12 protein-coding genes are annotated in these 14,659 nt (G+C 41.0%); 1 reads left to right on the forward strand and 11 read right to left on the reverse strand.

Features of this window, described 5'->3' with window-relative positions; all coding sequences use genetic code 11:
- Positions 1 to 26: 26 nt before the first annotated feature.
- From B3H30_RS12660 to B3H30_RS12675, 4 genes are all read right to left on the reverse strand, one after another.
- The gene (locus B3H30_RS12660; RefSeq protein WP_286710114.1) at positions 27 to 977 is read right to left on the reverse strand and encodes a GDP-L-fucose synthase family protein; all 951 of its coding nucleotides are present in this window, start codon (positions 975 to 977) and stop codon (positions 27 to 29) included.
- Positions 978 to 1,023: 46 nt separating this feature from the next.
- On the reverse strand, positions 1,024 to 3,396 hold the full coding sequence (locus B3H30_RS12665; RefSeq protein ID WP_286710115.1) for a polysaccharide biosynthesis tyrosine autokinase: 2,373 nt from the start codon (positions 3,394 to 3,396) through the stop codon (positions 1,024 to 1,026).
- Positions 3,397 to 3,471: 75 nt separating this feature from the next.
- Entirely contained in the window at positions 3,472 to 4,281 is an 810-nt protein-coding gene (locus B3H30_RS12670) for a polysaccharide biosynthesis/export family protein (RefSeq protein ID WP_286710116.1), read from the reverse strand.
- A gap of 52 nt (positions 4,282 to 4,333) precedes the next feature.
- Positions 4,334 to 5,077: a tyrosine-protein phosphatase gene (locus tag B3H30_RS12675; RefSeq protein ID WP_286710117.1), complete on the reverse strand. Its 744-nt coding sequence runs from the start codon at positions 5,075 to 5,077 to the stop codon at positions 4,334 to 4,336.
- A gap of 716 nt (positions 5,078 to 5,793) precedes the next feature.
- Between B3H30_RS12675 and B3H30_RS12680 the strand changes: the two genes are divergently transcribed.
- The gene (locus B3H30_RS12680) at positions 5,794 to 6,204 is read left to right on the forward strand and encodes a hypothetical protein (RefSeq protein ID WP_112375388.1); all 411 of its coding nucleotides are present in this window, start codon (positions 5,794 to 5,796) and stop codon (positions 6,202 to 6,204) included.
- A 517-nt stretch (positions 6,205 to 6,721) separates the two neighbouring features.
- Here the strand turns inward: B3H30_RS12680 and B3H30_RS12685 are convergent.
- The 7 genes from B3H30_RS12685 to B3H30_RS12715 all read right to left on the reverse strand — a co-directional run bounded on the left by B3H30_RS12685 (position 6,722) and on the right by B3H30_RS12715 (position 14,505).
- Positions 6,722 to 9,544 carry an MSCRAMM family protein gene (locus B3H30_RS12685; RefSeq protein WP_286834201.1) on the reverse strand — a complete coding sequence of 941 codons (2,823 nt, stop codon included), beginning with the start codon at positions 9,542 to 9,544 and terminating at the stop codon, positions 6,722 to 6,724.
- 15 nt (positions 9,545 to 9,559) lie between these two features.
- Positions 9,560 to 10,636, reverse strand: coding sequence for a hypothetical protein (locus B3H30_RS12690; protein WP_159332692.1), 1,077 nt, complete (start codon positions 10,634 to 10,636; stop codon positions 9,560 to 9,562).
- Positions 10,620 to 11,435, reverse strand: coding sequence for a fimbrial biogenesis chaperone (locus B3H30_RS12695; protein ID WP_070570062.1), 816 nt, complete (start codon positions 11,433 to 11,435; stop codon positions 10,620 to 10,622). The genes B3H30_RS12690 and B3H30_RS12695 overlap by 17 nt, the downstream gene beginning before the upstream one ends.
- A 90-nt stretch (positions 11,436 to 11,525) precedes the next feature.
- Positions 11,526 to 12,113: a hypothetical protein gene (locus B3H30_RS12700; protein ID WP_070570047.1), complete on the reverse strand. Its 588-nt coding sequence runs from the start codon at positions 12,111 to 12,113 to the stop codon at positions 11,526 to 11,528.
- Between the two features lie 220 nt (positions 12,114 to 12,333).
- A complete protein-coding gene (locus tag B3H30_RS12705) occupies positions 12,334 to 12,861 on the reverse strand; it encodes a hypothetical protein (protein ID WP_201639818.1) in 528 nt (175 codons plus the stop codon).
- Positions 12,862 to 13,104: 243 nt separating this feature from the next.
- Positions 13,105 to 13,935, reverse strand: coding sequence for a helix-turn-helix domain-containing protein (locus B3H30_RS12710; RefSeq protein ID WP_286775330.1), 831 nt, complete (start codon positions 13,933 to 13,935; stop codon positions 13,105 to 13,107).
- A 333-nt stretch (positions 13,936 to 14,268) separates the two neighbouring features.
- Positions 14,269 to 14,505 (reverse strand): hypothetical protein, encoded by a 237-nt coding sequence (locus B3H30_RS12715; protein ID WP_088159913.1) that lies wholly within the window; start codon positions 14,503 to 14,505, stop codon positions 14,269 to 14,271.
- Positions 14,506 to 14,659: the final 154 nt, after the last annotated feature.

Here is a 14,659-nt window from a genome sequence, read left to right on the forward strand (position 1 = left end):
TCCCCTCAGGACTAGGTAATAGGCTCTTATAATTTAACTTCCTTATAATTATTCTGATGCTCCAAAAACCAGGCGTAGGTCTTTTGAACACCATCCTGTAAATAAACGCGATGTTTCCAACCTAAACCGTGTAACTTAGAAATATCCATTACCTTCCGTGGAGTTCCATCAGGCTTACTGCTATCCCAATGAATTTCACCATGATGTCCCACAACCTGCTGTATCATTTTCGCGAGCTCCTCAATCGGAAGATCAATCCCAGTCCCCACATTATAAAGTGAATCCGGAAGCTTATTTTCTAACGCAAAGATAACCGCCTCAGCTAAATCGTCAACAAACAGAAACTCCCGCATGGGCTTGCCTGATCCCCAAAGTATCACTGGAAGATGCCCAGAAACCTTGGCTTCGTGAAATTTTCGGATCATCGCCGGTAAAACATGGGACGTCTCCAGATCAAAATTGTCGTACGGACCATATAGGTTGGTCGGCATCAGACTAACATATTCTTTACCGAATTGGTCACGAATAGCTTCACAAGCTTTAACACCTGTAATCTTAGCCAAAGCATACCACTGATTCGTGGGCTCCAAACTATCAGTAAGTAAGAAATCTTCCTTTAATGGCTGTGGAGAGAATTTAGGATAAATGCAAGATGAACCCAAAAAAATAAACTTCTTCACATCATGCTTTAATGAGTTATCGATCAGGTTATTTTGAATCTGCATATTTTCCATCAAAAATTGATAAGGATAACGTGCATTAGCCAAAATACCACCTACCCGAGCTGCCGCATCAATAACGATATCAGGTTTCTCTCGATCAAAAAAATCCCGCACGCCCTCTTGGTCACGAAGATCAAGTTCGCCAGATTTGGCATAGCACAAATTGTCATAGCCCCATTTTTCCAACGCGCGCATGATAGCTTTACCTACCATACCACCATGGCCGGCTATATATAGTTTACTCGTTTTGTCCATTTTTGTTACTCATCTATATAAAATAATATATCCCAATCAACAAGGACTACTTCCTTTTCCAAAACTTCCACCAGACACGTTTTTTCCCCTCTTGCCCATAATCCCCATAACCGTATCCGTATCCGTATCCGTAGTTATAATATCCTCCCGTCGCTTTTATGTCATTGACAATTAATTGTACCTGCTCGATTTTGCTCGTTGAAACCAGTTCATTCGGAATTCTCAGCTGTTCTTTATAGGTAAATCCTTGACGTACCAAATACAAACAGCAGTCAGCATAACGGGACAACAGTTGTGCATCGGTCACGACACCTACCGGAGGAGAGTCCATTAAAATATAATCGTAGCGCTGTGAAAGCTCATCCATCAACTGCTGCGCACGAGGATGAATCAATAACTCCGCTGGATTAGGCGGAATGGCACCAGCCTGGATCAAATGTACATTTTCATGGCTACCCGATGCCATAACAATATCATCAATCCGCATATCGGGCCGAACGATGTAATGGGAAAAGCCTTTTCCGGCTACGAGGCCTAATTTGGAAGTAACAGAGGGCTTACGCAGGTCAAGTTCCATCAATAGTACCTTTTTATCTAATAACGCAAGCGTAACAGCTAGATTGAGTGCCACAAAAGATTTGCCTTCTCCCGACATCGAAGAAGTAAATAAAATCCGCTTCCCCCCTTTTAGAGCGAACTCCAGATTCGTACGCATCGCACGAAACTGCTCGGCAATGGGCGAGCGTGAAGTTTTCGTGACGACTACCTGTTGTTTGTCGTCCGAGTGCGCTATCATACCGAGTATTGGCAATCTGCTCAATGATTCAATATCATCAATTCCCTGGATCCTCACATTAAATAAATTACGCAGGTACAATAGGATTAGTGGCAAAGCAAGTCCTAACAAAAGACCAAGGATATAAACCATTTTATTCTTTGGAGAAAATGGCTTTTTCTCTGCCTTCGGAGAGTCAATAACCTTAGAGTTGGATACATTTGCTGTACGACCGATAGCAGTCTCCTCCCATTTTTCCTGCAAAAAGATATATTGGGCCTGCTTAATCTGCTGTAGGCGGGAGAGATCAATATAACCACGCTCAATAGTCGGCACCTGATTAATCTGCGAATTGACACTATTTGACAAGCTTTGCTGTCCCTGCTTAGCAAGCTCCAACTGCCTACGCATAGAGTTAACATTAGAAATCATGTCCTGCCGCACTCCGGCAATCTGGGTGTTAATATTCTGCACCAGAGGATTATCTTCGGTATTGGCCAATAGAAGCCGCTCGCGCTGAAGTACAAGCTCATTATAACGCTGAACCAAAGCATTGAATCCTATATCCTGCGGAAATACCGATGAAGGTACTACGCGCGGATGCCTTGCATCTTTCAAATAGGAAGCGACAGCATCGACAGCTGCCAACTGCATCTCCACCTCTGCCAGCTTTTTCGTATAGTCCGCTGAGCTTTCAATCAGCACTTTCCCCTGCTCGGAAATATCGGCCAATTGGTTTCTCTTCTTGTAACCAGAAATACGGTCTTCCACTCCAGACAACTCTTCAGTAATCTTCTTTAATCGCGTATTAATAAAGGACAACGTGGAGTCAGCAATGACGTTCTTGTCGTGTAAATTGAGTTCGACGTACTTATTGATCAAAGTAGTCAATTCCTGTTCACCAACTTTGGGTAGCGTGTGTTCCAGCGTCAGGTCAATGGTAGACACATTTTTATTTGTAACGTCCACCGTCAAGGCTTTGCCATAATCCTCAACCGCATCACGGATAGGCCTCAATACAAAACCAAACTCATTGCTTTTGGTATTTGGATACATGCCGTTGGCAATGATCTGTAAGCGATTTGTAGGCGAAAACGAAAAGGCCTGCCCCAGACGTACCTGAAATGTTGTATCGTTATTGCTCAATTGTACTATATTTGGTTGCAAAACCTGTATATCAAAAGAAACAGGCTCCACTACAGAATCTACTTCATTCAGTAGCACAGCTGTAAATGGGCTCTCAACCACAGGCACATTGTGTATACGTCCAATTTTATAATACTGAATATAAGCCTTTTCCTGTAATACCATCTGGCGCATTAAATCACCGGTTTTGAGAACTTCCACTTCGTTATCAACAGAATTCTTTGCACCCATTAAACTGGATAGATCTCCTAACGCCGACGAAGATAGCATTCCGCCTCCTTTTTTATCATCAGAGACTAATAGCTTGGCATGAATCTTATATTGAGGTATACTATAACGAAGGTACATATAAGCTATTGATAGGCCTACTAGCCCACAAATTACAAACCAATACCAATTTGACAAAAGCTGTTGAACAAAGCGCAACATGTTCTTATTTTCAGACGGCTTGGTTTCGAAATCAAACTCCTCGTCCCAATCTATATGTTTATTACTCATTTTAGTTAATTTACGATGGCTAAAAAGCCTAGGCAATAGTCGGTCTATTTAGATAGTACAATAATAGATAAAAGTTTATAAACGAGAAAATGCCACGATCAAAACTGACAACAAAGATCCTATAATTGCAAAAGTCTGCGTCCTTGCCGCATTGTTTGCAGCCGCTTTCCCTTTACCCGGCTCAACATATAGCACATCATTCTGACGCATGTAAAAATAAGGGGATTGAAACACTTGGCTGTCATTTAAATTGAGTCTTACCAATTCCTTTTGTCCAAGCTGATCACGAACAAGAAGTACGTTCTCCCGTTTACCATAAATCGTCAAATCACCAGCAAGACCTAACGCATCCAGTACTGTAACTTTTTCGTTAGGAACAGTATAGGTTGCCGGTCGGGCTACTTCTCCAAGAACCGTAATCTTAAAATTGGCAAAACGCACCTGAACAGTAGGGTTTTTATAGTACTTAGTTGCCATCTCCGTAATGCGCTCACGCGCCTGAAAAGTTGTAAGTCCCTTAACTTGCACTTTACCCAATAATGTCATCTGAATATAACCTTCTTTATCGACCAAAAAACCGTTAATAACCTGATTACCCAAAGTTGCAGCCGAGCTTGCACCAATAGCCTGAATAATTTCAGCTTGATTGACCACAGAACTTGTCGTCGGATCAAGTGTCTGTATAGTGACACTTAAAATGTCATCTGATTGAATTGTAGGTTCAGTAAAAGCAGCGGCCTCCTTGAAAATACGCAAGGAATCAGACTGTAAATCGTTAAAATAAACGATTTTCTTTACGGAACAGCTGCTCAGCACAAAAAAAGTAAAAAAAATAGGCAATAGCCTCCAGGCATTAAGCCTCTTTTTAGTCGGGATATTTCTCATTGTTAGTATTATGCTTGTAGATTGTAGTTAGATTCTTGTTGAAGCTTCTTTTTTATTGGTTCAATTTATGAAATATTTCTTGATTGATTAAATGACATTTTTTAAAATAACGATAAAGATCTTCTCGTCGTAAGCTATGCTCCAACGCCATAACATGTCTTTCATGATGAATGTCCGTACCCACAAGATCCACTAACCCCTCACTGGCCAGATATTTTGCCATACGCTTTTCGTGCATCCCATAGTAGCCCGTAACAGATAAAAGATTAACCTGCAATAAACAACCAATTTCACGTAACCGCCTGATTTGATTCACATTGCCATGGTAAAATTTATAGCGTTCAGGATGTGCCAAAATGGGATTATATCCCTCGATCAACAAATCAAAAATCATTCGTTCAATTTGATTATATTCCTGCGCATAGGACATTTCGATCAAAATCAAATTAGTGGGCAATGTTAACAATTTCTCATCAGCTTTTAAAAGCTGCTCAAAGTGACTATCAACCATGTATTCCGCGGCATATCCCCCAAGAAAACCGGCGAATTCTCCGATAGATAACTGAGCAAATGCTCGTTCTATATGTGAAACGGTATTGGGATACATTTCCTTAAACACATGGGGTGTAAAATATAGCTGCTTCAGATTTAAATCAGCTAGATGGCGCAATATCTTCATACTTTCCGCTGTATCGGCACAACCGTCATCCAATCCAGGCAAAATATGGGAATGCATATCAACCTCCATCCAACTGAGGTCATAAGGTTGACTCTTTCTGTTAAAAATAGACCACATGAGGATTTATATTAATTGTTAATTTATATCAAATTAAATATTTTTACTCATCTTTCTGAAATCTCCGGCCGGTCCAACCAACCGGAGCATTTCATCTACAATCACAAGCTTAACACTTGAGGCCTTTGTAATATTTCAGATAAAAGATTTGGCGACATTTTGAATCGAATATCCTACCTGAGAATAAATCATCCGCAAAAACTATCAACAGTAATAAATCAAAATTTAACACATGTTCTATCTTTTTAGATTCCAAACAATACACCAGAACAACCTCAAATTTCAATTTAGATAATATATATTCTAATAAAAGCTATTTTTAAAATGAGATAATCTGTTCACCTTCCTTTTCCAATAAACTGAAAGGCTATTTTAAAAATTCAATCTTCGATTATTATAAGTTAATAGCATAAAGCTAGGCTTTTCAAACTGTAAATCATAAGCATTCCGATTTTGAAAAAACTATATTAGCTTTATTCAAAAATGAAATTTATATTTTTACATATCGCAAATATAATCATATATTTCACATTTCAACATTTATTTTACATTGTTTTTTGTTAAATTGCAAAAAATATTTCAATTCTTTAATTATATTACGTAAATCCCTCTCCATTGTTAATAATTCGATACACTAAGAGTAGAATAATATTTTTCGGCCCCGATCGCATACTAGGATCTTATATTATTATTCAAGGTTATAATCATAATACAACATGAATAGATTAATCTTTTTGTTATTTCCCCTATTTTTACAGCTTGTCTTGAGCTATCCACAAAAATTGCAGGCTAGAGCATACTGCAGATTTATCCATCAGCAACAGCATATTCCTATCGAAATTGATTCCTCACAGGTGAAAGAGTACTATAACAAAGCAAAAGAAATATATCGCAGTGACCCAAAGGAGGCCCAAAATATCGTAGAAAAAGGGATTTCGCTAGCTCAACTTCATCACATGAGTGAAATGGAAGTTGACCTCCTTAATCTAAAAGGCGTCATACTACTAAAACTAAACCAATTTGATGAAAGTATAAAAACCCCATTTCAACGTACTCAAAAAACGAGAAGAACGCAACGACAAAAAAGGCATGATGCTTTCTTTTCTGAATATAGGAAATGTGTTTAATAAGAGCTACGACCCCGATCAGGCCTTAAAATATTATCAACGCGCACTAGACCTTGCAAAGGAACTGCTCGAAACGAGGAATCGAGCCAATATATCGACCAATATTGGGAATATAGATATGCCCAAAACGCATTAAATGGAGAGAAGAAATAGGATGTTGATCTTTTCAATACCTACATTTTATTGAGCTACCTCTATCTCAAGACAGATAAACTTGAATGGAGCACCTATTATACCGACCTAGCGACTCCTGATTGATCTTCCCGGCATCAATCGCATAACGCAGATGCCGTTATTATGGTGTCGACGTCAAAGCTATCGCGATGACTTTATTGAAATCAGGTATGTATGATTTTGTGGGCACTGACCTTCACCATGAAAAACATCTTAAAACCCTTACAGATATTGCTGAAAAATATCCTATACGAGAAATGTTAAAAACATCCCCCATTTTAAACCATTCACTGTTAGATCATATCAGCGATGTCAAGTCTCAGCATATCGCCGGATAGGAAACTTATTGTCCAAAGCGCTTGACATTGACCTTTTTTGACTTCACTTTTAAAACAAAAGGCTCAAGGACCAAGTCGGCATCAAGTTTTACCGTTCCCGATTGCGCCTCTTGATCGGTAAATACATTTGCCGGGAAGCTCGCATTATCCAAATAGAAACTATAGGTGCCCTCTGGCAGGCCAAACTCAAAATGTCCATCCTTATCGGTATGCATTTCGACGACCCTTCCGTTCCTGTCTTTTGCTAACACTTTGTAAATATCTAAATTCAGATCAGTCTCCAAGCTAAGTCCTTGGGTATACTCGACACGAACAGCTCCCTGTACCATTCCACCGCGCTGGAGCGGAATTTGGATTTCTAGATTTGACTGCTGTATCGCGATCACCTTCGAAACCGCCATATACTGCCCCTGCTTTGGCGAAAAAAACAAGTATGATCCATATGGTAATTTTTTAAAGGAAGCATATCCTGCTTTATCCGTTACAAACAAAATCCCTTTTACCGTAAAGCTATGGTCAGCCATCGGAATATCCCCTTGATCAAATATTCCATTAAAATTTCTATCCTGAAAACAGAAGACACGCAAATTCCCGGTCTTGATTGCCGGGCGATCAAGATTTGATCCTTTTAAGTTCTGCCGAACACCAATCCGTAAATTATTAAAATCGTAGTCATATCCTGTTTTCATGACACTATAATTGTATTGAAAAATACCCGTAAGTAAGGTATTTTTCAGCACACGGTAATTCAGGCTCGCGTTCCCCCCGAAACTATTTCCATAACTGCTACTCAGATTCGCCCGGGCGTTGGCCGTCCACTGCAGTCTTTCCTGCAAAAGGGATCCGCTTACACGGGGTCCTAAAGAAAAACGCTTTCCAAACGAACGTCCTATTAAGAGTGCACTCACCAGATCCGAAATCTGAAAAGCACCTTGCTGGTAAGAAGCAGAAAGTCCCAGATTTTTATAATTGTAATTAACATCTGTCCGTACCGCAAAAAGTCCAGTAGCTTGATCGGTCATTGACACAAGCCCTGTCTCAGTGGTTACATTCAGGTTGTGCTGCAGGTTACGCGACCGCACATTCACCGTTGACAATAGGCGCCATGAGGTTGACTTCAATTCACGAGTGCCTGCGGCAAACATATAGGTTCCAATCTCACGATTATAGTTTGGCAATACGGAAAGCGTCACAAATGAACTCAAGGGCATATACATACTTAAATCCCAGCGCGAAGATTGGCTTGCGTAATTGAGAAAACGTGTATTCAGGTAGCTTGGGTTATAGCGGTAAAAGGTATAACTTAGTGCCGCTGATAACTTACCCCAATTTCGATTTACACGTTCGACAAACTGCAAAGAACCACGACGATTGCCTGTATAATAAGGGGAGCTATAAAAATTATCGGAGCTAAAACTCCATTTGGCAAAACGCTGATCCATTCGCATACCCAATGCCCATGAAGGCATGGATGAGTCCCGTCCTACTTGTTGGCCATTTTGGCTTTGAAGTCCAGCGGCGACAAAACCGCGAAGCACGGTGTTGCCTGCATATTTTTGTTTCAGAAAGTCAAAAGAATTTGCCCATAGCAGGCTCGTTGTACTATCCAAACCATTGCGATCGTAAAAAAGCTGACCTTCATAACGCCGGTGCTCAGGCTTATTTTCCCCCAACACCACCTTTCCAAAAGCTGTATAACCGGGGTCGCTGGAAGAGCTGTAATCCAGCAGATCCACAGCACGTTGCAACAGGCCTACTGTAAAATTGGCGGCCCTTGCCGTATCGATATGGTCAAATTTGACGCCTCTTCCAAAGGCCGAAGCCTCCATACTTTCCTGCAAATTTCCGATCGTGTAGGTATTATTTCCTTTCTGAAAGGCTGCAAAAGTATTGCTTAAAGCAGGCCGGTCCATTCCACCCGTTTTAGTCAGATAAGCACTGTATCGAATCTGCCCATTGGCCAGGCGATATTCTCCCTCCGACCTTAAATAAAAGGATTTTTGTTCACCGAGCAGGTTATCGAGCTGCAGATCAAAAAAATTACGCGAGTATGCGGCCAAATTACCCCGGTTGTCAAATAATTGCTGGTAATTTCGATCGGCCGCAATATTGGATAAGAGCACCGATAGATTTCCAAACACATCGCCATTCTCGTATAAACCGGTGACATTGAGCGTGTACTGTGCTCGGTTTAACATGTATTTCTCCACAGCAAAACGGAGTATGAAAAGCGTGTCACACCCGGCTGGAAGGAAAAGGTTCTGTTCCTTAAATTTGGTATTGCCGATTCGATCCGGGGAGGAAAACAAGATTTTGATCTGTTCGTCCGTTGTACCATTATTTATCACCCGTGTCCGGATAAAGATGGAGTCACCCACATGCTTCAGATACTGCGGTTCCGAAACATCCTGCAGGATCACTGCTTTTTTTGGAGGCACATCGATAGCCATTGTCTTGTTGTCGACCAGATGACCCTGTGAATCCCGAAGCTGAATACCAACAGTTTGTCCCCTAAGCTGAGCGGGCGCCTGGACTTGTAGACGCTGGGTAATAAATCGTTTTTTACCCGCAGGTACTGTAAATGTTAAACGATCCGACCCAAGGGCACGCAAACCCTGCGGCAACAATAACTTGAGCTCGCCTGTAAAATCCTGCTTGCTGTTGTTGACCAGCTGCAGATCGATACTATTGAGACCAGCTTCCAAACGAAGCTGCTCCGGTAAAACGAGCTGCACCGACTTTTCCTGCTGTGCCCAAACGAACTTGACCAGCAGCAATAACAGCGCGAAGACTGTAAATCTAATCTTATGAGAAGAGCATTTAAACACGCGATGGGGATCAAACTATTGTGGAATCAATAAATAAAGGAGAGACACGCTATAGCTTCCAGATTTAGAAGCCGACACCTGATCAGCCGTCAGATTCGCTTTATACTCCGCATTAAAGGTCTGCGCCTGCTTTTTATCCACCGAAGCCGCCGATACAGCAACTTGTTCCTGTGTCGTTAAAAATACTTTGGGGTTGGATCTTATCCTGTTTATTCCCGTTCCCGCAGTTAATTGAAGTGACAGTGTCGACAATGGTAGTGTTCCGCCACCATTGCGAACAAGCTCACTATCGACCGACTTAACACGGAGCTCGTAGTCCGTTATAGAGTTCACGCGGATTGCATTTGCAACCAACGAACTTACTCCCTGCATGTAGTCTTTTTGTGTCGAAAACTGCAAGGTGGCATTAGCGGCATCCGCGGCAATCTCCAAGCTATAATCAGGCTCCATATCGACCATCCCACCGTCAGTCAGACGCGGCGGCAATTGCATTTCATAATTAATCTCCTGCGTCCCCAGCACTTTTCCGCTTTCACTATACAGGGTAAACAACAGAGGAATGCGGTACTTCAGGTACGTATATTGATCAGGACTTAGATAGTCGTCCAGGTATTTACCTTGCGCAACAGTCAGCGCACTATAAAGTTGGTATTGCTGGTAATAGTTTCCATTGGAGCTAATGGGTTGTTTCGCCCGATTAATCAGCAGCACATCGTTACTGTTTTGCAAAATAATCGGCGTACGGCTTGCGCCGATACCATCGAGACGAAAATTCGCTTCATTGTTGTCTCCGGTCCAGCGCAGACTGATCTTGTCGACGGGAAATGTATTGCCACTGCGATTCTTCCCACCGGCAATGGTCCGTATTGGAGCTAGCAGGCGCACGGCGAGCGACCAATTTTTCTCGTTTACATTGAGACCATTCAAATCAAATTGAAAAACATTGAATCGATCCGGCGTTGTTTTGCCCAAGTAGGATGTCACTTCGAAATAGTTGTCCGACCAGACTGAAAAACGCAATTGCGCAACAAGAGGTAAGGCTGAAAACAAGCCCCAAATCAAGAGTACTGCTATTTTAGTTCTTTGCCACATGTTTAAATTCCAATTCCGCGATCTTCACCACATCCTGATCGCCATAAAATGCCAATACTGAAACGAGGTAATTCCCAGATTTCAACGATTTGGGAATTGCAATATACTGTTTACGCTTATCGCCGGGCAAGCAGTAAAAATTAAGATTGTCCACCACTTCTTTTTCACCTGTTTCCTGATTTAAAAACTCGGCACGCAATCTTCCTTCCAACCAGATATTGCCGGTCACATCGTAACTGACCTCCAGAAACTGTCCAACAGAATCCACATCTTTATAAACCAGATTTGTAATTTCAAGATCCGGCGTTTCCCTCCCATTGAAACGATGATAAACTTTTACTCCCGAACGAACGGCCAAACGGATATTAGCTCCTTCCTGTTTTTCTCTTGCCCTAGGGTTCAACTGCGTTACAAAGAGCATTGCCGTATGAACGGGTACTTCGGCCGTGAATTTTGCATCCTTGGGCACCTGCATATTCAGTTGCAATCGTTTTGATTCACCGGGTTTCAGCGAGAAATAAGACTCAGATACCGACAGCCAATTTGCACAGCTCGTCGGCAAGGTTCCCTTTGGACTCAATACATTATCACCATACTCGGAATAAGACCAGTCCTCAAAAGAAACACCCAGTTCGAGCGTATAATCTTTACTAGGATTGGTCACATCAACATATTGCGTTTGTGCCTGGCCGGCATCACCCACAAAATACAAGCGCGGCGGCCCAACGGTCAATCCTGTTTGAGAAAAGGCTACTGTAGCGATAAAAAGCAAAAAAAATGAGGCAATCAGGTTCTTCATAAAAATATATTTGGGATAAAAATACATAAAAAAGCAGGTATCTTCCGATACCTGCATCTATATGATTTTCATAGCGTAGTATAGGATCTACTAGTTTGCTGCAATAGTGTACACCACATCGATGGTATATTTTGCTTTTGTATCTTTACCACCATTACCCAACAATTCCTTTACTGTTGCTTCATTAAGTGGTTTACCGATATATTTTACATCCAACTCTTTGTTCAATACCGAAGCTTCTGCTGTACTTGTACTTCCAAAAGGACCGAATTCCATGTTGACATCTGTTGAAGCAGTTTTACCATCTACCTGAATTTCGATTAATTTTTTAGCATCGTACGTATTAGCACCATTTCCAGCTACTTTATTGAATTGTCCATTAGTCAATAAAGTTGCTTTTACTTTGTAACCAGAACCTACCGAAGACACTTTCAATTGTTTTGCAATCGATTTACTTACCCCGTTGGTATAGTCAGCTGCCTTTTCGTATTTCAAGGTTACTTCGTCATCATAACCCGATGTAACTGGACCATCTTGTCCTGCACCGCTACCAATTTCGATAGATTGAAAAGGATTCAATTCAACATTCACTTTTACCTTTGCTTGTGATTGAGATTGAGCGTTTGCTGCAGTTACTGAACCAACGATTGCTACTGCGAAGAAAGTAATTTTTTTCATTTTGAAGTTTTTATAATTTTATTGACTTATTCGTTATTATCTATCCTTTTTTGACAGGACAAAAGTACAGCAGGAAATGAGGCAAAAAGTATGAATTTGAGTCCAAAAAGTATAAAAAAGGGAGCGCGTGAAATGTTGTAGCTGTACAGCTACAAAAGCTTGTAGCGTGATCACTACAGCGCGGGGTGTCTACGGCAAAAGAATTGAATTAAGGGGAATATTATCTTGTTTCGATGCTATACATAACATCGTTTGTAAAAGTAACCGTGTTATTTTTTTCTACGTATTGCATTAAGTCGTCAGCTCCGGGACCAGTGTAGGTAACATCGAACAGTCCGTTGAGGGCGGGTGAATCTGAAGAAATGATCGTTTCCTTATTGGTAGAAAGGACGCTACTAGCTGTATTTACGGCTTGCCCTATATAAGTGGCAGTAGCTCTAACGCGAATCAATGGTGCGGGAATTTTTTCTGTCTGTGCCTGACCGAGCTTTATAAAATCTTGATTGGCCATTTTGACCTTCACTTCATAGCCCGACGTGCTAAATACCGAAAGATGTGCTTTTTGGATAGACTCAACGCCATTTTGATAATCGGCTAAGGTATGGTAGGCCAAGGTAACGATCGATTGATCTGGATTAATAACAAGATGCTGCACATCGTGGAGCTCAATATTCAATCTCACGCCAGTCTGTGCGAAGGCTGTACCTCCTAAAAGAACCAATCCCAAAAACAATATTCCCTTTTTCATAGCCTACTATCTTATCCTTACAATCGTATAAACCATCCATGATATTATGATATTCTGTCCTACAGCCTCATTTCTTATTGAATCTTTATCAAATTTTGACGCCAAAAGAACGTGAATTTCACCGCGTAAATATTTCATACGCTTTCGTTGCTTTACTATAAATATACCTTTTATAAAAAAAACGAAAGAATAAGAACAATTCTTTTTAATAGGAAAACATGTAATATTTTTAATACAGAAAAGTTATTGCTGCCAGCGCTTACGGTATTCTGTTGGTGTGAGGGATGTTTCTTTCAGAAAAAAGGTACTAAAGTTATTCACGTCTTTATACCCTAATTCCCAAGCTACTTGTTTGATACTGAGTGAAGATTCCACAAGAAGCTTCTTACTGACACGGAGCAATTCTTTGGTGATAAGTTCTTTGGGTGTGGTACCCAGCGTCTCCTTGGTGAAATTGGTCAATTTTTTACTTCCTATATTTAATTGATCCGCGTAGAAAGCAACCTGTTTTTCCTTTTTTACATGTTTTTCAACAAGCTCCTGAAAACGTCGCACCAATGATACTTCCGTCCGCTGCCCCAGCAGTTCGCCCGATTGACGATCTTCTGCATATATAGCCGCCAGCAGCACAATCTGCTTCACGATATTATGTGCCAAATCCCGATAAATTGCCTTATTATAATTCTGCTTGGACAGTTTCAGCTGCATGCCTACAAATTCGTAGTAGGTCGCGTATTCTTTGGGCACGCTAAGTGTTCGATAGGTATATTCACTTTTGTTAAATGACTTGAAGTTTCGAAGGAAGGCCGTATCAACCTCGGTACGTACAAAAAAACTTTCCGAAAAATAGATAATCAAAAATGGGCGCTGTTCATTTGTATTGGCTTCGATTTGTATCCCGCGCGGAATCAAAACTAGACTATATTCCTCAATCTCAGTGATCTGTTTATTGATCTGCATGCTACAGCCGCCACTTGACACAAAAAGAACGACATAGTTCTCTTTTGCTGTTGCATCCTTAATCTCCGAAGACTCCCGTTCTACACCAATAACCCGATGAACTCCAAATTCCATAATAATTATTTACCGCATGTAATGCCTGAAAAACATTTTACGTGCTTAGGCGTGAAGCAATTTAGTAAATAAATCCCGAACACAAAAACTCGCCTCATATTGTATCACAGTTTTATCTGTCTTCATTTTCAAGGCAACCTTACGGTAAGGAAGCAGGTATTCACGTCATCAGAAGCACATTTCATACATTATTTTTCACAAATTATAATTGATAGATCAGCCTCCAAAAGCCACTAAGTGTTTTTTCTTGGCCACTAAGAGGCAATCCCACAGCCATACCGATAGCCAATTTGTTGTTAAGTCCTAACTTAATCTGGGGATGCAAAATTGTTCTTATCTCATCGGAAGAAATTTCCTGATTGACCTCAATACCGATAAAATGGTCTGTCTGTCCTTCTCCCCCTTCCGCGCGCCAAGATCCCGTACAAGATCATTATATAAAGGTTCGGCATGATGTACTTTATCGGGCAGGGATTTATTTTCTTGGGCAAGGCCAGCAACTGAAGTGACGAGGGCACATATAAATAAACATGCGCGCAAGCACCGAGATGTAAGTTTATTGTTTTCCATATCACAAACCTCGATGTGAAATATGGAAAGACTTGGGAATGTTCTTTTCCTGCTTCAGTAAAGAAATAGCAAGGTATAATTCCTTAAGATATATTGATCATAAGCCCGACCAAACATACAATAATGCAGCGCAAAATGTTGGCACGATTAACCG

The organism is Sphingobacterium sp. UBA7038 (genome assembly GCF_002494055.1).
Taxonomy (GTDB): domain Bacteria; phylum Bacteroidota; class Bacteroidia; order Sphingobacteriales; family Sphingobacteriaceae; genus Sphingobacterium; species Sphingobacterium multivorum.